Source organism: Halomonas sp. SpR1 (assembly GCF_031010175.1).
GTDB lineage: Bacteria > Pseudomonadota > Gammaproteobacteria > Pseudomonadales > Halomonadaceae > Vreelandella.
On sequence record NZ_JAUAMB010000024.1, the window covers coordinates 54,481 to 76,224 of the forward strand.

A 21,744-nucleotide genomic window follows, 5' to 3' on the forward strand; every position below is an offset into this window, starting at 1 on the left:
TAATAAGTTATTGATGTGGTGACAAATAAAGCGACGCTATCTTTTATTGATAAGTTTTTATTTTTATAAACCGAAATTTTTAAGCACACATTAGCCTATTAATGCATAACTAAAGGCTACCTAGCGCACTGAAAAACGCTTAGCGGCGACAGTAGCCCAGTTATAAAAGCGAGCTCGAACTGTGTGTGTTTATCGTTAACCGCTATAAGCCAAAAACCTTAGTTACCAAACACCACCGTACGCCCAGAATAAAAGAATACGCGGCGTTCCAAGTGGTAGCTAATCGCTCTAGCCAGCGTCAGGCACTCGATATCCCGTCCCTTGGCAACCAGATCCTCTGGATAGTGTGTGTGATCCACAGGCTCAACCCCTTGGGCAATTATCGGCCCTTCATCAAGGTCATTATTAATGTAGTGCGCCGTTGCGCCGACAAGTTTGACCCCTTTTTCGTAGGCCTGATGATACGGTTTAGCGCCCTTAAAACCGGGTAGTAGCGAGTGATGAATATTAATCGCCCGCCCCGCCAATAGCTCACACATGGAGGGTGAAAGCACCTGCATATACCTGGCCAGCACCACCAGTTCAGCGTCAGTCTCCGCGATGATTTCGCGTATCTGGGCTTCCTGCTGCAATTTCGTCTCTGGCGTGATCGGCAGATAGTGATAGGGTAAGTCATGCCATGTTGCCAGCTGCTCCAGATCTGGATGGTTGGAAACCACTGCTTTGATATCCAGCGGAAGCTGACCCGTCCGATAACGGTAGAGAAGATCGTTCAAGCAGTGATCGGCCTTGGAGACCATAATCACGGTGCCGGTGCGCTTACCGGGCGCCGTCAGTTCAAACTGCATGTCGAATTCGCTTGCCCGTGCCGCAAAATCGGCGTGAAAGCGCTCTTCATGGAAGTCGTCTCGCTCTGGGCGAAACTCGGCACGAATAAAAAAGCGTCCGCCCAGCCGATCATCGAAAGAGTTGAGTTCAGTGATATAGCACTGCTGCTCTTTCAAGAAGCGCGTGACGACGTCCACCGTTCCCAAGCGACTCGGGCATTGGGCGGCAAGAATCCAGGTATCACTCATTCGGCTCATAGTGAATGTATCTCTATTAGCGGCAGACCGTTGCGGAAGATCATAGCGGCCGAAACAGTGCTCCGGCCTGCCAACTTATTGTTCTACGTTAACGCCGTATTCTGACCCGGCATCCAATAACCAGCGATAGCAGTAGTCGGCAAAACTGCGCCGCACTACTAACTCCCAGCGCTCTTCACTAGGGCGACGAAGAATAGTAGTCGCCTTGGCGAAGACAGTCGTGACCCCCTTACCCACTGGAAAATTGCTGGGGTGAACATCGTAGATCACCGTTTTCATCAACAGCTCTCGGGCCGCCTCACCAGAAATCTCCAATAGCGTCTGCCCACCGCTAACGTCGCTGATGGCGAAATGGGCGTCTCCCAAACGCTCACGCAGTTGCGTCTCCAGCGGGAACTCTTCCCCACCGGGCACGATCACCAGCCACTCGTCTGGGGATAGCCACTGGATAGAGCGCTCGCCGCTGGCATCCTGCACCAGCCCCTGGGGCTGGCCAGGTAGGCTGATCCCCAGCACGTCGCGTACCGCCTCGTCGAGAACGATAGCCCCGCCGCGCAGAATCAGATGCCCAAGCATTGCCCGCTCGCGTAGCTTAAGACGGTAACCACTGCCCCGAGGGGCGCCGCTGTGACGATAGCTATAGGCTAACGGGGACTCTACCGGGATAGCGGTATCAGTACGGGTATCGAAGGTGGCCGCGTTAGACATTCTGGCGCTCTCCCTTGGGGTCGTAGAAAATAGTGCTGACGATTTCGGCTTCATGGGTCTGGCCGTCTGCCATGGGCAGATAGACGGTTTCGCCCATTTTCTTATGCCCACCTTTAACCACTGCTAAGGCAAACCCAGAATCCAGAATCGGGCTGTAGTAGCTGGAGGTGACATGGCCCACCATCGGCATGGGGATCGCGTGCTTGGGATCCAATACGATCTGGGCGCCCTCTTCGAGCACCACTTTCGGATCCTTGGGGCGCAGCCCTACCAGTTGCTTACGGTTCTCACGCTTGGTGTCACTGCGTGTCAGCGCTCGCTTGCCAATCCATGAGTAAGGCTTGTCGTAGCCGACACACCACTGCATGCCCAGGTCTTCCGGCGTGACCGAGCCGTCGGTTTCCTGACCCACGATGATGAAGCCCTTTTCAGCCCGCAGGACGTGCATGGTTTCGGTGCCATAGGGCGTCAAGCCATACTTCTCGCCATGCTTGAACAGGGTCTGCCAGACATGCATGGCGTAGTTGGCTTGCACGTTGATCTCGAAGGTCAGCTCACCAGTAAAGGAGATGCGGTAGACCCGCGCGGGTACCCCCGCCACCGTCCCGGATCGCCAATCCATAAACTTAAAGCTATCCCGGTCGAGATCAATATCGGAAATCTCGGCGAGTAACTTGCGCGCTTCTGGCCCGGTGATAGTCATCGTGGCCCAGTGGTCGGTCACCGAGGTGAAATAGACATCCAGTTCCGGCCATTCGGTCTGATGCCACAACTCCAGCCACTCGAGGATCGCCGCAGCGCCACCGGTGGTGGTGGTCATCAGAAAGTGGTTTTCGGCAAGGCAACTGGTCACACCGTCGTCGGTGACCATACCGTCATCCTTACACATCAGGCCGTAACGGCACTTGCCGACCGCCAGCTTTTCCCACTTATTGGTGTAAATCCGCGCCAGGAATTCACGCGCGTCCGGCCCTTGAATATCAATCTTGCCAAGCGTCGAGGCATCGAGAATGCCCACCTTCTTGCGCACCGCCAGGCACTCGCGGGCGACCGCCTCGTGCAGCGTCTCGGTCTTGCCATTCACCTTCTGCGGATAGTACCAGGGGCGCTTCCATTGACCGACATCCTCGAACTCGGCACCGCGCTCTACGTGCCACTGGTGAAGCGCGGTGTAGCGTTCAGGGTCGAACAGATCACGACTGTGGCGACCCACGATGGCACCGAAAGTCACTGGAGTATAGTTGGGACGGAACACTGTGGTGCCCACTTCAGGAATGGAGCGCCCCAGGCAGCGGGCGGCAATCGCCATGCCGTTAATATTGCCCAGCTTGCCCTGGTCAGTACCAAAGCCCATCGCGGTGTAGCGCTTGATGTGTTCGATGGACTCAAAGCCTTCCCGAGTCGCCAGTTCGATACCCGCCGCGGTGACGTCGTTCTGCAGGTCGACGAACTGCTTAGGCCCGCGCAGGGTGGGCTTCTCATGGGGCACCTGGAAGAGTGCCACCGCAGGCCCTTGCTGGAGACGTTCCGCACTGGGCAGGCTGACCGGCTGGGCAGCGTGGCCTATGGCAGCCGACGCCCTGATACCCGCCTCGACACCCTCGGCAAGTACATCACCCAATGCATAAGTACCATTGGCACCACCGCATGCCTGAACGCCCTTCACCAGGCCCGGAACAAAACCGATAATATCGTCACGCCAGGTAGGCCGCGCACCGGTATGAGAAGCTAGGTGAATCACTGGGCTATAGCCCCCAGAGCTGGCGATGGTATCGCAGGCCAGCTCCTGGATCGGGCCACTTACTTTGAAGGCGTCAATATCGATCTTGGCAACCCGTGCAGCACTGACCCGATTGGATCCCTTCGCTTCTATAACGGCACTGCCGGTGATGATCTTGATACCCTGGGCGCGAGCGGCATCCACCCAGTCACCTGCCGGAGCCTCGCGGGCATCAACGATAGCCACTACCTCGCAACCGGCCTCTTTCCAGTCCAGGGCAGCGCGATAGCCGTAATCATTGCTGGTCGAGAGCACCAGCTTGCGCCCCGGCGCCACACCATAGCGGCGGATATAGGTCGATACAGCGCCCGCCAATAGATTGCCCGGTACGTCGTTACCCGCATAAACAAGCGGCCGTTCGTGGGCGCCCGTGGCTAGAATTACCTGACCAGCGCGCACCCGATGCATACGAGAACGCACCTGACGGTAGCCATTGACGACGGGCGCCGTCTCGCCCAAATGCTCGGTGCGCCGCTCGTGCAGCGTCACAAAATTGTGATCGTGATAGCCGTTAGCCGTGGTGCGTGGCAGCAGCGTGACGTTCTCGCAGTCAGCCAGCTCCTCAAGCACTTGAGCAACCCACTGATCAGCGGGCTTGCCGTCGAGGGTTTCGCGACTGGCCAGCAGCGAACCACCCATCTCTTCCTGCTCATCAGCCACTATCACCCGGGCACCGCCACGGGCAACAGCCAGTGCCGCCGCCAGGCCTGCGGCGCCTGCACCGACGACCAGCACATCGCAGTGCTGATTAAGGTGATCATAGCTGTCCGGATCGGCTTCCATGGGGCTGCGCCCCAACCCTGCTGCCTTACGGATATACTTCTCGTAGGTCAGCCACATTGAGGCCGGCGCCATAAAGGTCTTGTAGTAGAAGCCAGGCGGCATGAATTGCCCCCCCAGCTTGCCAACCAGGCCCATTAAATCGCGCTGAACATTTGGCCAGCCGTTAGTGCTACAGGCGGTTAAGCCGTTAAACAGCGCCTGCTGGGTAGCGCGCACGTTGGGCACCTGGGCCGCTTCGGTGCTGCCTAATTGAACAATGGCATTGGGCTCTTCAGCGCCTGCGGCGACGATGCCGCGGGGCCGCGAGTACTTAAAACTGCGGTTGACGATATCCACGCCATTCGCCAACAGCGCCGAAGCCAGGGTATCCCCTGGGTGCCCTTGGTAACGCTTGCCGTTGAAGGTAAAGCTCAACGTGCGGGAGCGATCAATACGCCCGCCCGTGTTAAGGCGGTAGGCTTGTTGTTGATGCTGCTTGGACTGGCTCATGCCCGCACCTCTTCTTGATCGCTTACCGCAGCGGCCTCGCGAGGTTGGTTCTGGCTGTCGGCGGTAATTGACGGCTGCTCGCCCATCTTGTAAGTCTCGAGAATTTCGTAGCTCACGGTGTGGCGCGTCATGTTGAAAAACTTGCGGCAGCCCACCGCATGCACCCACATTTCATGGTGCACACCACGGGGGTTATCGCGGAAAAACAGATAGTTTCCCCACTCTTCATCACTACACGCCTCGGGCTCTTTGGGTCGCTCGATATGCGCCTGGCCCTTGGGGTGAAACTCCTCTTCCTCACGGTGTTCGCCACAGTAGGGACAATAGATATAGAACATGCGAATTCACCTCTCTTACAAACCCTAGTGGGCCACACCGGCAGCGCCGTGTTCGTCAATCAGCGCACCGCTATGGAAGCGGAACATGGAGAACGGCTCGGCAATGGGGTGCATTTCCCCCTTGGCCAGACTGGCAGCGAACACATGCCCCGAGCCTGGGGTGGCTTTGAAGCCACCGGTGCCCCAGCCGCAGTTGAAGTAGAGGCCTTTCACCGGCGTTTTGGAGATAATCGGGCAGGCGTCCGGGCAGGTATCCACGATGCCGCCCCACTGGCGGTTCATACGCACCCGAGAGAAGATCGGGAACATCTCAACGATCGCCTGGAGCGTGTGCTCCACGGTGGGATAGCTGCCACGCTGACCATAGCCGTTATAGCCGTCGATACCCGCGCCGATCACTAGGTCGCCCTTATCGGACTGGCTGATATAGCCATGCACCTGGTTGGACATCACCACGGTATCGAGCACTGGCTTGATCGGCTCAGACACAAGTGCCTGCAGCGGATGGGATTCAATAGGCAGCTTAAAGCCCGCCATGTTGGCTAGCACCCCGGAATTACCGGCAGCGACGCAACCCACCGTTTTGGCCTCAATATCGCCGCGATTGGTGTGCACGCCATAAACTCGACCGTCACGGATCTTGAAACCAGTGACTTCGGTCTGCTGCAGGATATCCACCCCATGGGCATCGGCGCCCCGAGCATAGCCCCAGGCCACGGCGTCGTGGCGCGCCACACCGGCTTGAGGTTGCCAGGACGCGCCCATTACCGGGTAACGGGCGTTGGTTGAACAGTCCATGATTGGCACCAGCTCCTGCACACCACGGGCGTCCAGTACCTCGCCGTAGATACCGTTCAAGCGATTGGCATTCACCCGGCGCTGGATATCGCGCATGTCCTGCAGGGTATGCCCCAGGTTAAGAACGCCGCGTTGGGAGAACATGACGTTGTAGTTAAGATCCTGGGAAAGCCCTTCCCACAGTTTCATGGCATGTTCGTAAAGGGCAGCCGCCTCATCCCACAAATAGTTGGAACGCACGATGGTGGTATTACGGGCGGTATTGCCCCCGCCCAGCCAGCCTTTCTCAATCACCGCTACGTTCTTGACACCGAACTCTTTCGCCAAGTAGTAGGCCGTTGCCAAGCCGTGTCCGCCCCCGCCAACGATGATCACATCGTACTGCTTCTTAGGTGTGGGATTACGCCACTGGCGCTCCCAGTTCTCATGGTGGCTCAGCGCGTGCTTGACCAGGCCGAAGCCGGAATAACGTTGCATAGGGGGCCTCCTCTCACGCAATGGATTCGACGGCTTCAGCGGCGGACTCAGCGTAGACGGGATGCAGGGCACACACGTCGGTCACCTTGGCCTGCACCTCGGCTTCAATGGAAGTTGTATCGTTGCCTGCGGCCAGCTCATCCAGGATGTCGCATATCCAACCCGCCAGATCGCTACACTCCTCGGCATCGAAGCCGCGGGTGGTGACCGCTGGGGTTCCAATACGCAGGCCAGACGTCACAAAGGGGCTTTGCGGGTCGTTGGGCACTGTGTTTTTGTTGACCGTGATATGCGCGCGGCCAAGGGCTGCATCCGCATCTTTACCGGTAATGCCCTGGCGGATAAGCGAAACCAGAAAGAGGTGGTCGTCGGTGCCGCCAGAGACCACATCATAGCCGCGCTCCATAAACACTTTGGCCATGGCCTGGGCGTTATCAATTACCTGCTGCTGGTAGCGCACAAACTCCTGGTTCATGGCCTCCTTAAACGCCACCGCCTTAGCGGCGATCACGTGCATCAAGGGGCCACCCTGCTGGCCTGGGAAAACCGCGCCATTAAGCTTTTTATACAGCGCTTCGTCGCCATGAGCGGAGAGAATCAAACCACCCCGTGGGCCACGCAGCGTTTTATGGGTGGTGGTGGTGACCACATGAGCGTAAGGGAGCGGGCTCGGATAGAGACCAGCGGCCACCAGGCCAGCGACGTGGGCCATATCGACCATCAACCAAGCACCTACCTCATCGGCGATGGCACGAAAACGCCGCCAGTCCACCACGCGAGAGTAAGCGGAGAAGCCCGCAATGATCATCTTCGGCTGGTGTTCGCGAGCCAAGCGCTCAACTTCTTCGTAATCGATCTCGCCGGTTTCAGGCTTGAGGCCATACTGTACGGCGTTGTAGTGCTTGCCCGAAAAGTTGGGTGCAGCGCCGTGGGTTAAGTGACCACCGTGGGCTAGGCTCATACCCAACACGGTATCGCCTGGAGACACCAGGGCCATGAACACAGCGGCATTGGCCTGGGCACCGGAATGCGGCTGTACATTGGCATAATTGGCACTAAACAGATTACAGGCGCGCTCAATGGCTAGGGCCTCAACCTTGTCAACGAACTCACAGCCACCGTAGTAGCGACGCCCCGGATAGCCTTCTGCATACTTATTGGTCAGCTGCGTACCCTGCGCTTCCATAACAAGTTTGCTGGTGTAATTTTCGGAGGCGATTAATTCAATATGCGCTTCTTGGCGTACGGTTTCTTCAGCAATTGCTTCAGCGAGCAAAGCGTCGTAATTGGCCAACCGTGCATTGGGGGAAAAATTATTCTGAAGCATTACCGCCTCCTCATTAGTCACTTTGTTATTAAGTGCTCGACATACTCTTTAATGCTGATAAACCCAGGTCGCTTTCAACCAAAGTCCCTATCAACGCGTTGTTACCGCGATACTATCGTTGGCCTCTGAGTCCAAGATGCTTGCCGACGTCACCACGCGATGCATTTGCGACATCGGCAACATTTAGAAAGCAAAGCGCCCTTTACGGCAATAACCATAAAGGGCGTTTAATGATGGCTATTAAAGACAACAGCTAGTGCTAAAAATCCACGATCAAATCGCCTTTAGGACGGCTGCAGCAAGACAGGATATAGCCTTCTTCGACATCCTCGTCCGTGATACCGCCGTTATGCTCCATTTCTACTTCACCCGACTTAAGTGCTACCCGGCAGGTACCGCATATCCCCATACCACAGGCCTTGGGGATATGCAGACCAAGCTTGGCTGCCGCCGCATGCACGGTCTCACCCGGCTGAATACGCACACTTTTCCCTGAAGATGCAAACTCGATGCTGTACAAATCACTGCTGTCGATATTTTCGGCCTCGACTTCTGCCTGCTCGACCTGCTCAAGAACATCCTCACGAACATCGACTGGCGTGGCGCCAAACGACTCTTCATGGTAATGACTCATGTCAAAGTTGTAGCTTTTCAGAATATTCTTGATGGCGTTCATGTACGGGGTAGGGCCGCAACAAAAGATCTCCCTTTCCATGAAGTCTGGCACTATCAGCTCGAACAGCGGCTGGGTAAGGTAACCCCGGTAGCCTGCCCAGGCTTCACCAATATCCTCCTTGTTCTCGCAAATGATATGCAGCTTGAACTCAGGGATGCGCGAAAACATATGCACCAGCTCCCGATGATAAATGACATCGCGAGGAGCCCGGGCGCTGTGAACGAACTCAACGTCGACAGCGGCGTTGGTATCAAACAGCCAGCGCGTCATGGACATCACCGGCGTAATGCCCACACCACCAGAGAGAAACAGCACTTTCTCGGCCGGAAAGTCGATAGAGTTAAAGTTACCTACCGGCCCGTGCACCGCCAGTTCGTCGCCCACCTTTAAATTGGCATGCAGCCAATTGGATACCTTCCCTCCCGGCACTTGCTTAACGGTGATCGAAAAGCTGTAAGGGATGGAGGGGGAGCTGGAAATCGTATAGGACCGCATGATCGGCTGGTGATCGATCTCAAGCTCCAGCGTCACAAACTGACCGGGCTTAAAGAAAAACAATACAGGCTGCTCGGCCATAAAACAGAACGTGCGTACATCCTGGGTTTCCTGGATCACCTTGACGCAACGTACCTGATGACGACCGTTGGTCCAGGTTTGGGTCGTGACCGGATTGAAGTAGTTAGTTGTCATTATCGCCTCTGCCTGACCAGCCTTCATCGCTATGCATCACCGAACCGTCTTCTTTCAACGGTCAGCACCTTTGATCTGCATTCTGGGGACGCGCCTCTTAGCCGACTTGCCTGACAGCGACTCGCACTTACCTCGTGCCACTCTTTATCGTTTAGAAATCACTTTTTTAGTCGCCACTACGCCACCTAATGTCGCGGGCAGATAATTGGCAGGGAGGAGCCTGCAACACAATCTTTCACTGACGTCAGACCGCATTTGAATAAAACGCCAGGTTACGCAACAGAACAACAAGATAAACAATCTTGACTAATGGCCGACTCGCAGCCCTGAGGGGGAAGCGGTGGTTTACGAGGATACTGGTATGGAAAAAAGTGTTTCTAATATGATGGACGACCCACTTGCAGCGGCTCGTGAGTCAACGGCCCAAATGTTGCAAACAAGGGGGCGTACTTTTTCGCTTCCGCAACCGTTTTATAACGATGCCCGCCTGTTTGCCCTTGATATGCAGGAGGTTTTCGAGAAAGAGTGGCTGTTCGCAGGCATGACCTGCGAAATCCCGACCAAGGGTAATTTCATAACGCTGGATATTGGTGATAATCCCATTGTCATCGTACGTGGTAGTGAAGGCACTATTCATGCATTTCATAATGTTTGCCGCCACCGCGGTTCGCGACTTTGCGTAAAGGATAAGGGCAAGGTCGCGAAACTTGTATGTCCGTATCACCAGTGGACTTACGAGCTTGATGGCCGTTTGCTGTTTGCCGGTAGCGATATGGGCACTGATTTCAACCTTGATCAGTTTGGCCTCAAGCCGGTCAACGTGCGCACCGCCGGCGGTTTCATGTTTATCAACCTGAGCGATGAACCGCCCGCCATTGACGAGTTTCTGGAGACGCTTGAGCACTACCTTGAGCCGTATCAGATGGATAACGTCAAGGTCGCCGTAGAGTCCAGCATCGTCGAGCAAGCCAACTGGAAGCTGGTGATCGAAAACAACCGCGAGTGCTACCACTGCAACGGCGCACACCCCGAGTTGCTGAACTCCTTGCAGGAGTTTGATGACACCGACGACCCACGCGCAACGCCCGCCTATAAGGCACTGGTCGCGCGTAAACAGGCAGATTGGGATCAAGAACAAGTTCCCTACCAGTTAACGCGGATTGGACAGCGTAACCGCCTGACCCGTACGCCGCTGCTGGATGGCATTGTCTCAATGACAATGGATGGCAAGCCCGGCTGTAAGAAGTTAATGGGACGTTTAAAAAGCCCTGATATGGGCTCGCTGCGCATCCTGCATCTGCCCAATTCATGGAATCACTTTATGGGCGATCACGCGGTGGTATTTCGCGTGTTACCCCTTGGCCCCCAGCAAACCGTGGTGACCACCAAGTGGCTGGTTCACAAGGATGCCGTGGAAGGCGTTGACTACGACCCCGAACAGCTTCGCCGTGTATGGGACGCCACCAACGACCAGGATCGCCAACTCGCCGAAGAGAACCAGCGTGGCATTAACTCCAAGGCTTACCAACCCGGCCCTTACTCCGAAACCTATGAGTTCGGTGTTATCGATTTTGTCGACTGGTACGCTGCCCGGATGCTTGAGAATTTAGGCTATGACACGCCGACGCTTCACCTAGCTCAGGGTTGAGATTTTCAGAATTATCCAAGAACCTGGCCCGCTGATGCGGGCCAGATTGTAGTGAAGTGATAGTGAAGTGGTAGTGATCAAGTGTTTTAGACGGTTAGCGACTCCTCTTGCGAGATAGAACTGCGACTCAACCGGCAAGCGGCATACTTGAACTCCGGAATCTTGCCGTAAGGATCCAGTGCCGGGTTGGTTAACAGGTTCGCCGCTGCTTCCCCGTAACAGAAGGGTACGAAGACCATACCCTCGGGCATCCCCGGATCCGTCCTCGCCTTGAGGGTAATGGATCCTCGCCGTGTGACGATCGTCAGGTTATCGCCCGGCACCATTCCAAGGCGAATAAACTCAGCGGGCGCCAGGCTCGCTACGGCTTCCGGCTCCAGGTCATCGAGCACTTTGGCACGCCGGGTCATGGAGCCGGTATGCCAGTGCTCCAACTGACGCCCGGTGGTCAGCACCGTCGGGTAGTCATTATCGACCGGTTCATCCGGGGGCAGTGGCCGCGTAGGTGCGAACTTCGCCCGACCGCTGGCGGTGGGAAACGCATCGCTGAAGACCACGTCTTGCCCCGGCGCGTCCTCCGCTGGGCAGGGGTAGGTCACCGACTGCTCGCGCTCCAAACGCTCCCAGGAGATATGGTTGAGCGAGGCCATGCCCTGCTTCATCTCGGCGAAGACATCCCGCGGATGCTGGTAATCCCAGCCCAGGCCAAAGCGTTTGGCAATCTCCTGGATAATCCACCAGTCCGGCTTGGCCTGACCCGGCAGCGGCAGCGCCGCGCGTCCCATCTGCACCTGGCGATTGGTGTTGGTGACGGTGCCGTTCTTCTCCGGCCAGGCGGAGGCCGGCAGAATGACATCGGCGAACTGGGCGGTCTCGGTGACAAACAGATCCTGAACCACCAAATGCTCCAGCTTGGCCAGGGCAGCCCGGGCGTGGGCCAGATCCGGGTCAGACATCGCCGGGTTTTCGCCCTGGATGTACATGCCGCGAATGGTGCCTGCGGTAATGGCGTCCATGATCTCCACCACGGTGAGACCCGGCGTGGGATCCAGCTTGGTATTCCACAGCTCTTCGAACGCCGCACGTACCTGATCATCGCTGACCGGCTGGTAGTCTGGCATCACCATGGGGATCAGCCCCGCATCAGACGCCCCCTGCACGTTGTTCTGCCCCCGTAAAGGATGCAGGCCGGTACCAGGGCGCCCGGTCTGGCCGCAGGCCAACGCTAGCGAGATCAAACAGCGGGCGTTATCGGTGCCGTGGGTGTGCTGGGAAATGCCCATGCCCCAGAAAATCATCGCCCGCTCGGCGTTGGCATACAGCCGCGCCACTTCGCGAATAGTCTCGGGCTCAACACCGCACAGGCCGCTCATCGCTTCAGGGGTCATATCCACCGTATGCGTTTTCAGAGCCTCAAAACCCTCGGTATGCGCGGCGATATAGGCCGTGTCATAGAGCTCTTCATTGATAATCACATTGAGAATGGCGTTAAACAGCGCCACATCGGCGCCGGGTGAAAAGCGCACACTCAGATGGGCATAGGCATCCAGCGACTGGCCGCGGGGGTCGATAATCACGATTTTGGTGCCGCGTTTGGCGGCCTGCTTGAAGAAGGTGGCCGCCACCGGGTGGTTCACGGCCGGGTTGCAGCCGGTAAGAATCACCACATCGGCTTGGCTGGCCTGCATAAAGGAGGCGGTGACCGAGCCTGAACCAATACACTCCATCAGCGCTGCCACCGAGCTTGCATGACATAAGCGGGTGCAGTGATCCACATGGTTGGAGCCAAAGCCGGTACGTACTAGCTTCTGGAACAGCCACGCCTCTTCATTGGAGCACTTGGCGCTGCCAAACCCCGCCAGGGCATCAGGGCCATGGGACGTTTTAAGATCAACAAGCCCATTAGCGGCAATATCCAGGGCTTCATCCCAACTCGCTTCGCGGAAATGGGTCAGCGGCTGGGCGGGGTCGAAGTCCGGGTCAATGCCCTTAGCGACTCCTTCCCGCCGAATCAGCGGCACGGTCAGCCGCGATGGATGGCGCGGATAGTCATAACCGAAGCGCCCTTTGACGCACAGGCGGTTTTCGTTAGAGGGGCCGTCGCGGCCTTCCACGTAGAGGATTTCGTCGTTCTTGATATGGTAGGTGAGCTGGCAGCCTACACCGCAGTAGGGGCATACCGAATCAACCTTACGGTCGGCCACGGCAGAATCGCCGCGCCTTGCTTCATCGATTAGGGTAGCGGGCATCAGCGCCCCGGTGGGGCAGGCTTGAACACACTCGCCGCAGGCCACGCAGGTGCTATCCCCCATGGGGTCGTCGAAATCAAACACGATCTTCGAGGCAGCACCGCGATGGGCCATGCCGATCACGTCGTTAACCTGCACTTCGCGACAGGCGCGTACACATAGATTGCACTCGATGCAGGCGTCAAGATTGACGCGCATGGCGGAGTGGCTGCTGTCCTGTTCCAGGCTATCCGCCCGGGAGGCTACATGATGCACGGTGGGCGCCTCGCGCTCTTCCCGTCTGGGCAGCTTGCGGCGCACCGCCGTAGCATCGATGGCCAACTGGTCGGCCATGGCCCAGAAGTGGCTCGCGCGGTCGGGGCTCTCTTCCCGCTCGGGCTGGTCGACCAGCAGCATCTCCATGACCATCTTGCGGGCAGTATGCGCTCGTTCCGAGCTGGCGCTATTGACCACCATACCGGGGGCTGCCTGACGCAAACAGCTCGCAGCCAGCGTGCGCTCGCCCTCGATTTCCACCATACAGGCGCGGCAGTTGCCGTCGGCGCGATAGCCGCTGGCATCCTTAAAACATAGATGGGGAATGGTTTCGCCTGCGCGTTTGGCTACCTGCCAGAGGCTTTCACCGGGGTATGCGCTGACTTCAACGCCGTCTAGCGTCAGCGTGAAGCTGGTGCCTAGGCTTTGTTCGCTCATGCTCATATTCATCTCCCTTATCCCTTGACGATAACGTTCTGGGCGGCAAGTTCACTGCGGAAATCCTTGAGCAGCCCCAGCACCGGATTAGGTGCCGCCTGGCCGAGCCCGCAGATGGAGGCGTCTATCATCACTTGGGAAAGTTGTGTCATCAGCCCGGCGTCCCATTCATTCCGCTCGAGCAGGGTGAGCATTTTTTCCGTGCCCACCCGGCAGGGCGTGCATTGACCACAGGACTCATCGGCAAAGAAGCCCAGCAGGTTGGTGGCGACGCCGCGTAGATCGTCCTGATCGGAAAGCACGATCACCGCCGCCGAACCGATAAAACAGCCGTGCTCCTGAAGGGTGTCGAAATCAAGGGGGATATCTGCCTTGGTGGCGGGTAGGATGCCGCCAGAGGCGCCGCCGGGCAGGTAGGCCGCCAGGCGATGGCCGTCGGCCATACCACCGCAATATTCGCCAATCAATTCGCTAAGGGTGATCCCTGCCGGTGCCAGATACACGCCAGGACGTTTGACCCGGCCCGAGACCGAGAAACTGCGCAGCCCCACACGACCATGGCGGCCCTGGCTGGAGAAGGCCTCTGCGCCGCGCTGCCAGATCATGGGAATCCAGTAGACGGTTTCAACGTTATTGACCAGCGTTGGCCGGTCAAAGAGCCCCTTCTGGGCCACAAACGGCGGGCGGTGTCGGGGTTTGCCCGGCTTGCCTTCTAGTGACTCGATCATCGCCGACTCTTCGCCGCAGATATAGGCGCCCGCACCCCGGCGCAGCACAATGTAACCCGGCGCCACCAGGCCAGCGGCTTCAAGCTCGCTAATGGCCTCGCGCAGCACGCTATGTAAGGCCGGGTATTCATCACGCAGATAGATATACAGCGCCTCAGCGTCTACCGCCCAGGCGCTGACCAAGGCCCCCTCTAGAAACTGGTGGGGTGAGCGCTCCAGGTAGTAGCGGTCTTTAAAGGTGCCGGGCTCGCCCTCATCAGCGTTGATGGCGCAGTAGCGGGGGCCAGCTTCCTGGCGCACAAAGTACCATTTCTTAAAGGTGGGAAAACCCGCACCGCCCAGGCCGCGCAGATTAGCCTGCTGCATCGCCTCCATCAGCGCTTCCACCGTGACCTCGCCATTGTGGCAGGCCTGGAGCAACGCGAAACCGCCCTCGCGACGATAGCCATCCAGCCGCTGCCAGTCGACGGGGGCGGGATGAAAATCTGCTTTTTCGATGACTGATTCGATGCGCTCTTGAGTAGCGAACAGCACGTGATGGTGCCCCACTTCCACCACCGGGGCGGTGTCGCAGCGCCCCATGCAGGGGGCGCGCAGCACTCTAACCTGCTCGATATCCACGTTCGCTTCCAACTGTGCTTTAAGCGCCTCCGCACCAGCCAGTTGGCAGGTGAGAGAGTCGCATACGCGGATGGTCACCGTGGGCGGCGGCAGCTGGTCGTCGTGAATAACATCGAAGTGTGCATAGAAGGTGGCGGTCTCGTAGACGGCCGCCATGGGCAGGTTCATGTAAGCCGCCAGGGCACGCAGCTCCGCCAGCAGCAGATGGCCCCGGGTGTCCTGAATGGCATGCAGGTGTTCAATTAGTAGGTCGCGTCGGCGCAGCGTGGCGTCCTGGCGTTCGTCGCCCAGCAGCTCACGCAGCCCCTCAAGAAGACGGGGGTCGAGTTCACGGCCGCGGGGCTTGCCGCGGAAGCGGCGCTTGGGGATCACGGTCTGGACGGTCATGGGTTACTCATTATTATCTTGATCGGTTGTATGCCGAATGAACAAAAACGGCACCCCGCGGGGCGCCGTCTAGGGTCGCGCTGTCTCAAGCTAGCCCCCGCCTACAAGCAGGGGCCGGGCCTGTTGCTTAGTTAATAAGCTTCTCAGTTAAGTTGCTCAGTTAAAAAGCTCTTAGGCCACACTGCCATGGGGATCAATAACGAATTTCTTAGCGGCGCCACCATCGAAGTCGGCGTAGCCCTGGGGCGCCTGATCCAGGTTAATCATCTGGACATTGACCGCATCGGCAATATTGACCTTGCCGAATAGAATAGCCTGCATTAGCGGGCGATGGTACTTCATCACCGGGCACTGTCCCGTATGGAAACTGTGGGACTTAGCCCAACCGAGGCCAAAGCGCATGCTCAGCGCACCCTGCTGGGCAGCCTCGTCGGCAGCGCCTGGGTCTTCGGTCACGTACAGGCCAGGGATACCGATTTGACCGCCCGCGCGGGTCAACGACATCGCCGAGTTGAGCACCGTGGCGGGCGCTTCCTTGCCATGGTTACAGCCACAGGCGTGGGCCTCGAAGCCAACGCAGTCGACAAAGGCATCAACCTCACGCTCCCCCAGAATCACCTCGATCTTGTCGGCCATATCACCGTCCTGGGTCAGATCGATGGTCTCACAACCAAAGCTGCGGGCCTGGGCCAGGCGCTCTTCGATCATATCACCGACGATCACACAGGCCGCTCCCAGCAGCTGAGCGGAAACCGCCGCCGCCAGACCTACGGGGCCAGCACCGGCAATATAGACAGTGCTACCAGGCCCGACACCGGCAGTCACGCAGCCGTGGAAGCCGGTGGGGAAGATATCGGAGAGCAGGGTCAGATCCTTAATCTTCTCCATAGCCTGGTCGGCATCCGGGAACTTCAGCAGGTTAAAGTCGGCATAGGGAACCATCACGTATTCGGTCTGGCCGCCGACCCAGCCGCCCATATCCACGTAGCCGTAGGCGGCGCCAGGGCGGGCTGGGTTAACGTTGAGACAAATACCGGTGCGGCCTTCTTTACAGTTGCGGCAGCGACCACAGGCAATATTGAACGGCACCGAAACCAGGTCGCCCGGCTTGATGAATTCGACGTCGCGACCGGCCTCAATAACCAAACCAGTGATTTCGTGGCCGAGTACCAGGCCCGATGGAGCCGTGGTGCGGCCGCGTACCATATGCTGGTCGCTGCCGCAGATATTGGTGGTAACTACCTTGAGAATCACCCCGTGCTCGCATTTGCGATTGCCGAGGGCGAGTTCGGGATAGGCAATGGATTCGACGGCAACTTGCCCCGGTCCTTTGTAGACGACGCCGCGGTTGGCTGCATTCATGGCTGACTCCTGTCGATTATTGTTCTAAACATAGTGATTGGTTGCGCTCTTCAGCCTATTCCCTTCGCACCACCAGACTTACTCCATAAAGGCACTCACATATCTATTTAAGACAACCTAGTTAAGACGAATAGCTAGAGGTCGCTTTCACGACACTCCTCCTTTGAAACAGGCTCAACAATTCCTTGGGTCGGCAATGTAACGCAACCCGACGTCTAACAAGAGCCACCAAGGAAACCCGATGAACAACAACGACGACCCGGTTCTGTCGCCCGGACAGGACAATACCCAGATCCTGGGGTTGGACTTTCATAACCCCGTCTTTCCACTTTCCGCCCTAGCCATCCTACTGTTTATTATCTACGCGCTGGTCTATCCAGATGCGGCTAATACGCACTTAGGGCTTGCCAAAAACTGGTCGATTGAGCACTTCGACTGGCTGTTTATGATTGCTGGCAATATTTTTGTAGTGTTTTGTCTTGTGCTGATCTGCTTGCCACTCGGGCGGATTCGTCTAGGCGGCAAGGATGCAAAACCGGAATATTCGCGCACCTCCTGGTTCGCCATGCTGTTTGCGGCGGGCATGGGTATCGGCCTGATGTTCTGGAGCGTTGCTGAGCCAGTCGCCTACTACACCGACTGGTATGGAACGCCCTTGAATACGCCGGCGGGGACGCCAGAGGGCGCCAGCGCCGCCATGGGAGCGACCATGTTCCACTGGGGTCTGCACCCCTGGGCCATTTATGGCGTGGTGGCACTGTCACTGGCCTTCTTTTCCTATAACAAGGGCTTGCCGCTGACGCTGCGCTCCGCCTTCTACCCAATTCTGGGCGAGCGAACGCGTGGTTGGGCGGGCCATATCATCGATATTCTTGCCGTGCTGGCTACCATTTTTGGCTTGGCTACCTCACTTGGGTTTGGCGCTACTCAGGCAGCTGGCGGCCTCGCCTATCTCTTCGATGTCCCTAATACCATCGGCACCCAACTGGCGATCATCGTGGTGGTCACGGTGATTGCGCTGATCTCGGTATGGCGGGGTATCGACGGTGGCGTCAAGCTGTTCTCGAACATCAACATGATCATCGCGGCGGTGCTGCTCCTGTTTGTGTTCGTGGCGGGGCCGACCCTGATGATTCTGACGGGGATTGGCACCACCGCGCTGGACTATGCGAGCCACCTGCTGCCGCTGTCGAACTGGATTGGCCGCGATGATGACACCTGGTACCACGGCTGGACCGTCTTCTATTGGGCGTGGTGGATTTCCTGGTCACCGTTCGTCGGCATGTTTATCGCTCGTGTATCCCGTGGGCGCACGGTGCGTGAGTTTCTTATCGCTGTACTGCTGGTGCCCACGCTGGTCACACTGGTCTGGATGAGCGCCTTTGGCGGCACGGCGCTTTACCAGGCTGCCAACGGTGTGGGCGAACTGGCTAACGGCATTGGCGACGTTTCGCTTGCCATGTTCCATATGCTGGAACAGCTGCCTCTGACCAGTATCACCTCGACGCTGGCGATTATTCTGGTGCTGGTGTTCTTTATTACCTCGTCAGACTCCGGCTCGCTGGTCATCGACAATATCACCGCCGGTGGCAAGACCGATGCGCCCAAGGGCCAGCGGGTATTCTGGGCAACGCTTGAAGGCGTAATTGCCGGTGTGCTGCTGTATGGTGGGGGTAGCACGGCTCTCAGCGCACTACAGGCGGGCGCGGTGGCCACGGGGCTACCCTTTACGCTGGTTCTCTTGCTGATGTGTTTTAGTCTTTATATGGGGCTTCATAGGGAGTGGCAGCAGATCAACGCGGTGCCAAAAATCGCTAGTTAATCAAATCAAGCATCTGTTGCTTTTGGGGGCGCCAATGCCATGGCGCCCCTTTTGGTTTGCGGATATCGTGTCGTGATTCCGGCACTGTGTGCCGCTAATGGCAATGAGAAGGCAGAAAAAGCGCTGCACCATAGCGAGACAACATCAACAACTCCACGGCGATTTCAATGATCTACACCATCGCAATACTGCTGAGTCTGGTCGGTTATTTTGTCATCGGGCATCTGGCCGGGCGGCGCGTCAAGGGGCTGGATGACTATCTGGTTGCCGGTCGTAATGCGCCTACTTTCTTTATTCTGGGCACGCTGGTGGCCAGCTATTTAAGCACCAGCGCCTTTCTCGGCGAGACGGGTTTTGCCTATCAGGGCTATCCGTTTGTCATGCTGATCTTTGCGGCGGTCAGCACCTCGGGTTGCCTGCTGGGTGCCCTGGTATTTGGCCGCTACCTGCGCCGCAGCGGGGCGCGTACCGTGCCGGAATTTTTCGGCAAACGTTTCGCCTCACGTCGGGTGCAGGCCATTGCCGGGCTCACCACGATTATCGGCCTGGGTGCGTATCTGCTAGGGGTCATGCAAGGCGCGGGCATCATGTTTTCGGAACTGACCGGTATGCCCTACTGGGTGGGCTTGGTACTGGTATGGGCGACCTACACCGGCTTCATTCTCTATTCCGGCTCACCGGGCGTGATGCTGACCGATACCATCATGTTCGTGATCTTCTCGCTGGCTGCAGTGGGCGGGTCGTTATACGTGATCCAGGATCTGGGCGGCTGGAGTGGGGTTGTTGAAGGCCTGTTAATCCAGACGGACAAGCCCGGCATTGCGCTGTGGCATGGCGTTATCGAAGGGCCAGAAGCCAGCTTCTCTTCCCCCGGCGAGGCGCTTATCTGGGGTCTGACGCTGGGCCTGGTCTGGGCGGCGGTGCTGGCGGCCAGCCCCTGGCAATCCAGCCGCTACCTGATGGCACGTAACGAGCATGTGGTGATGCGCTCGGCCATGCTCACGGCGGTGGCGCTTGCCGTTTTCTATGCGCTGATGATGATGACCGGTGCGGCGATCAATCTATACGATTCAACCCTCGACCCGGAGCGCTCAATGATCTGGGTGGCACTCAACGTGCTGCCGACCTGGCTTGGGGTGGTCATTCTGACCGGGGTTTTCGCCGCGGGGCTGTCTTCCTGTTCGACTTTCCTGTCGATTATCGGTTTTAGCCTTTCCAACGACATTCTGCCCGCCTCGCTTGATGAGAAATCGGCTATGCGTAAAAGCCGACTGGCGGTGCTCGGCGCGGGCCTGATTGCACTGCTGCTCGCGCTGTTCCAGCCGCCGGCGGTGATGTCGGTGGTGTGGTTTGCGGCCACCCTATTTGCCTCCTCCTGGGGGCCGGTGGCCTTGATGAGCATTTGGAGCAAGCGGATCACTGCCGCAGGCGCTAGTTGGGGTCTGGCGGTCGGGTTTATGGGCAATGTCGCCCTATCGTTGATGGTGCAGGCCGAGTGGCTCAGCCTGCCGGTTTATCTGCACCCGGTGCTGTTGAGTACGCTATTGGCGCTGGTGGCGATTGCGCTGGCGTCAAAAATGACGCATGTAAGCCAGGCAGAGACCGCATACCGGGCTTTCCTGCATGAGTTTGATGCCAGCGCGATGAGCGGTTGGGTATCGGGCACCCGCTGGATCGCGATATGCACCATGCTCTCGGGGGTGGCCATCGGATTGTTTCTGTGGCAACAGTACGCCGTGACGCTGGCCAGTTTCGCCGAGCGCTTCGCGCTCCCCTCCGGTGCGGTTCAAGGGGCCTACCTGCTGGCAATCGGTTGCGGCAGCATGCTGCTGATTGCCGGTGCCGTTGGCTATTGGGTGGTTCGTCCTAGCCATCGGAAAGCCGCCCCAGCGCGCACGGCCATGGCGGACAATCGTTAAGCGCCGAAACCCAACCCGAGTGGGCCAGCGACCATAGGCCTGATTGACTCAACCGCCCGCCTATCCGGCGGGCGGTTAATTTTTTGCTGACCTGGAGACAAGGCCATGCAGCTAAGCTCATACCAACGCGGCCTGCTTATCGTAATACTCGGTGTGGTCTGCCTCAGCTTCGACGGCCTGTTGATACGCCTGGCCGATACCGATGGCTGGACCATCGTATTCTGGCGCGGTTTATTGATGTTCTGCGTGCTGGGGCTTTTATGCTGGGCAGGCAAGCGGCTGGCGACGCTGCGAAGCCACCCGTTTTCCTCGCTAGCCTCGGCCTTGCTGCTGGGCCTGATCTCCAGCCTGTTTGTGCTGGCGGTCATGAACGCCAATGTGGCCAATGTGGTGGTGATTCTGAGCACCGCACCGCTGTTTGCCGCGCTGTTTTCGCGGGTTTTCCTGGGTGAAAAAGTCGCGCTGCGAACGCTGGCGGCCATTGCCGTTTGCATGCTGGGCATGGGCCTGGTGTTTATGGGCGAGGGAGCCATGGGGATGCTGATAGGCAACCTTTATGCCTTGGCGGCTGCGGCGGCCATTGGCGGTAACCTGACCCTACTGCGGCGTTTTCCAGCGATTGATCCCATGACCGTGATTGCGGGTGGCGGCCTGCTCTCCGCGGCGGTTGCCCTGCCCATGGCCTCGCCGCTGGCCCTGGATGCCCAGCGCTACGGCGTGTTGGCGCTGATGGGGCTAATCCAGATGCCGCTGGCCACCGTGCTGATCAACAGCGCCACCCGCTACCTACCTTCCACCGAGGTGGCACTGTTTTATCTGGTCGAAACCGCGCTGGGCACGCTGTGGGTATGGTGGTTACTAGGTGAGACCCCCACGACCTCGACGCTACTCGGTGGCGGCGTGGTTATCCTGGTGCTGGTACTGCATGCCTGGATAGGCCTGCGTATGGAAAGACAGCGCCTTCAGCTTTATCCGGGGTTTGTTGGCAAATAGCCAATTCGTCGTGTGGGCCATCGTTCAACAAAAAGCCCGCCGGGTGAACTGCACCCCAAAAGTTGGACACTCCTCCAACGATTGGGGTGTTTTTCATGGCGAAACATAATGAAGAGTTCAAACTGTTAGTCGTACAGCGTTACACAGAAGGACAGCTGGGTTATAGGAGTC

Annotated in this window: 14 protein-coding genes; 4 read left to right on the forward strand and 10 right to left on the reverse strand. The window is 58.0% G+C overall.

Annotated elements, in window-relative coordinates; all coding sequences use genetic code 11:
- Positions 1-218: 218 nt before the first annotated feature.
- The 7 genes from purU to QT231_RS16275 all read right to left on the reverse strand — a co-directional run bounded on the left by purU (position 219) and on the right by QT231_RS16275 (position 9,151).
- Complete coding sequence (purU, locus tag QT231_RS16245) at positions 219-1,085, reverse strand: formyltetrahydrofolate deformylase (RefSeq protein ID WP_308337892.1); 867 nt, start codon at positions 1,083-1,085, stop codon at positions 219-221.
- A 75-nt stretch (positions 1,086-1,160) separates the two neighbouring features.
- Complete coding sequence (locus QT231_RS16250; RefSeq protein WP_308337893.1) at positions 1,161-1,793, reverse strand: sarcosine oxidase subunit gamma family protein; 633 nt, start codon at positions 1,791-1,793, stop codon at positions 1,161-1,163.
- The gene (locus tag QT231_RS16255; protein ID WP_308337894.1) at positions 1,786-4,845 is read right to left on the reverse strand and encodes a sarcosine oxidase subunit alpha family protein; all 3,060 of its coding nucleotides are present in this window, start codon (positions 4,843-4,845) and stop codon (positions 1,786-1,788) included. The genes QT231_RS16250 and QT231_RS16255 overlap by 8 nt, the downstream gene beginning before the upstream one ends.
- Positions 4,842-5,183, reverse strand: a complete 342-nt coding sequence (locus QT231_RS16260) for a sarcosine oxidase subunit delta (RefSeq protein WP_308337895.1) — start codon at positions 5,181-5,183, stop codon at positions 4,842-4,844. The genes QT231_RS16255 and QT231_RS16260 overlap by 4 nt, the downstream gene beginning before the upstream one ends.
- A 24-nt stretch (positions 5,184-5,207) precedes the next feature.
- Complete coding sequence (locus QT231_RS16265) at positions 5,208-6,458, reverse strand: sarcosine oxidase subunit beta family protein (protein ID WP_308337896.1); 1,251 nt, start codon at positions 6,456-6,458, stop codon at positions 5,208-5,210.
- A 13-nt stretch (positions 6,459-6,471) separates the two neighbouring features.
- Positions 6,472-7,785: a serine hydroxymethyltransferase gene (gene glyA, locus QT231_RS16270; protein WP_308337897.1), complete on the reverse strand. Its 1,314-nt coding sequence runs from the start codon at positions 7,783-7,785 to the stop codon at positions 6,472-6,474.
- 259 nt (positions 7,786-8,044) lie between these two features.
- Positions 8,045-9,151, reverse strand: a complete 1,107-nt coding sequence (locus QT231_RS16275; RefSeq protein WP_308337898.1) for a hybrid-cluster NAD(P)-dependent oxidoreductase — start codon at positions 9,149-9,151, stop codon at positions 8,045-8,047.
- A gap of 361 nt (positions 9,152-9,512) precedes the next feature.
- Here QT231_RS16275 and QT231_RS16280 point away from each other — a divergent pair, with 361 nt between their 5' ends.
- Positions 9,513-10,799, forward strand: coding sequence for an aromatic ring-hydroxylating dioxygenase subunit alpha (locus tag QT231_RS16280; RefSeq protein WP_308337899.1), 1,287 nt, complete (start codon positions 9,513-9,515; stop codon positions 10,797-10,799).
- Between the two features lie 86 nt (positions 10,800-10,885).
- On the opposite strand, the gene fdhF is transcribed toward QT231_RS16280, so the two are convergent.
- The 3 genes from fdhF to fdhA all read right to left on the reverse strand — a co-directional run bounded on the left by fdhF (position 10,886) and on the right by fdhA (position 16,839).
- Positions 10,886-13,747 (reverse strand): formate dehydrogenase subunit alpha, encoded by a 2,862-nt coding sequence (gene fdhF / locus QT231_RS16285; RefSeq protein WP_308337900.1) that lies wholly within the window; start codon positions 13,745-13,747, stop codon positions 10,886-10,888.
- Positions 13,748-13,758: 11 nt separating this feature from the next.
- Positions 13,759-15,477, reverse strand: a complete 1,719-nt coding sequence (locus QT231_RS16290; protein ID WP_308337901.1) for an NAD(P)H-dependent oxidoreductase subunit E — start codon at positions 15,475-15,477, stop codon at positions 13,759-13,761.
- Between the two features lie 171 nt (positions 15,478-15,648).
- A complete protein-coding gene (gene fdhA / locus QT231_RS16295; RefSeq protein WP_308337902.1) occupies positions 15,649-16,839 on the reverse strand; it encodes a formaldehyde dehydrogenase, glutathione-independent in 1,191 nt (396 codons plus the stop codon).
- Positions 16,840-17,080: 241 nt separating this feature from the next.
- Here fdhA and QT231_RS16300 point away from each other — a divergent pair, with 241 nt between their 5' ends.
- The 3 genes from QT231_RS16300 (at position 17,081) to QT231_RS16310 (ending at position 21,573) form a co-directional block, all read left to right on the forward strand.
- A complete protein-coding gene (locus QT231_RS16300) occupies positions 17,081-18,661 on the forward strand; it encodes a BCCT family transporter (protein WP_308337903.1) in 1,581 nt (526 codons plus the stop codon).
- A gap of 167 nt (positions 18,662-18,828) precedes the next feature.
- On the forward strand, positions 18,829-20,580 hold the full coding sequence (locus QT231_RS16305; RefSeq protein ID WP_308337904.1) for a sodium:solute symporter family protein: 1,752 nt from the start codon (positions 18,829-18,831) through the stop codon (positions 20,578-20,580).
- 105 nt (positions 20,581-20,685) lie between these two features.
- The gene (locus tag QT231_RS16310) at positions 20,686-21,573 is read left to right on the forward strand and encodes a DMT family transporter (RefSeq protein ID WP_308337905.1); all 888 of its coding nucleotides are present in this window, start codon (positions 20,686-20,688) and stop codon (positions 21,571-21,573) included.
- Positions 21,574-21,744 lie beyond the last annotated feature (171 nt).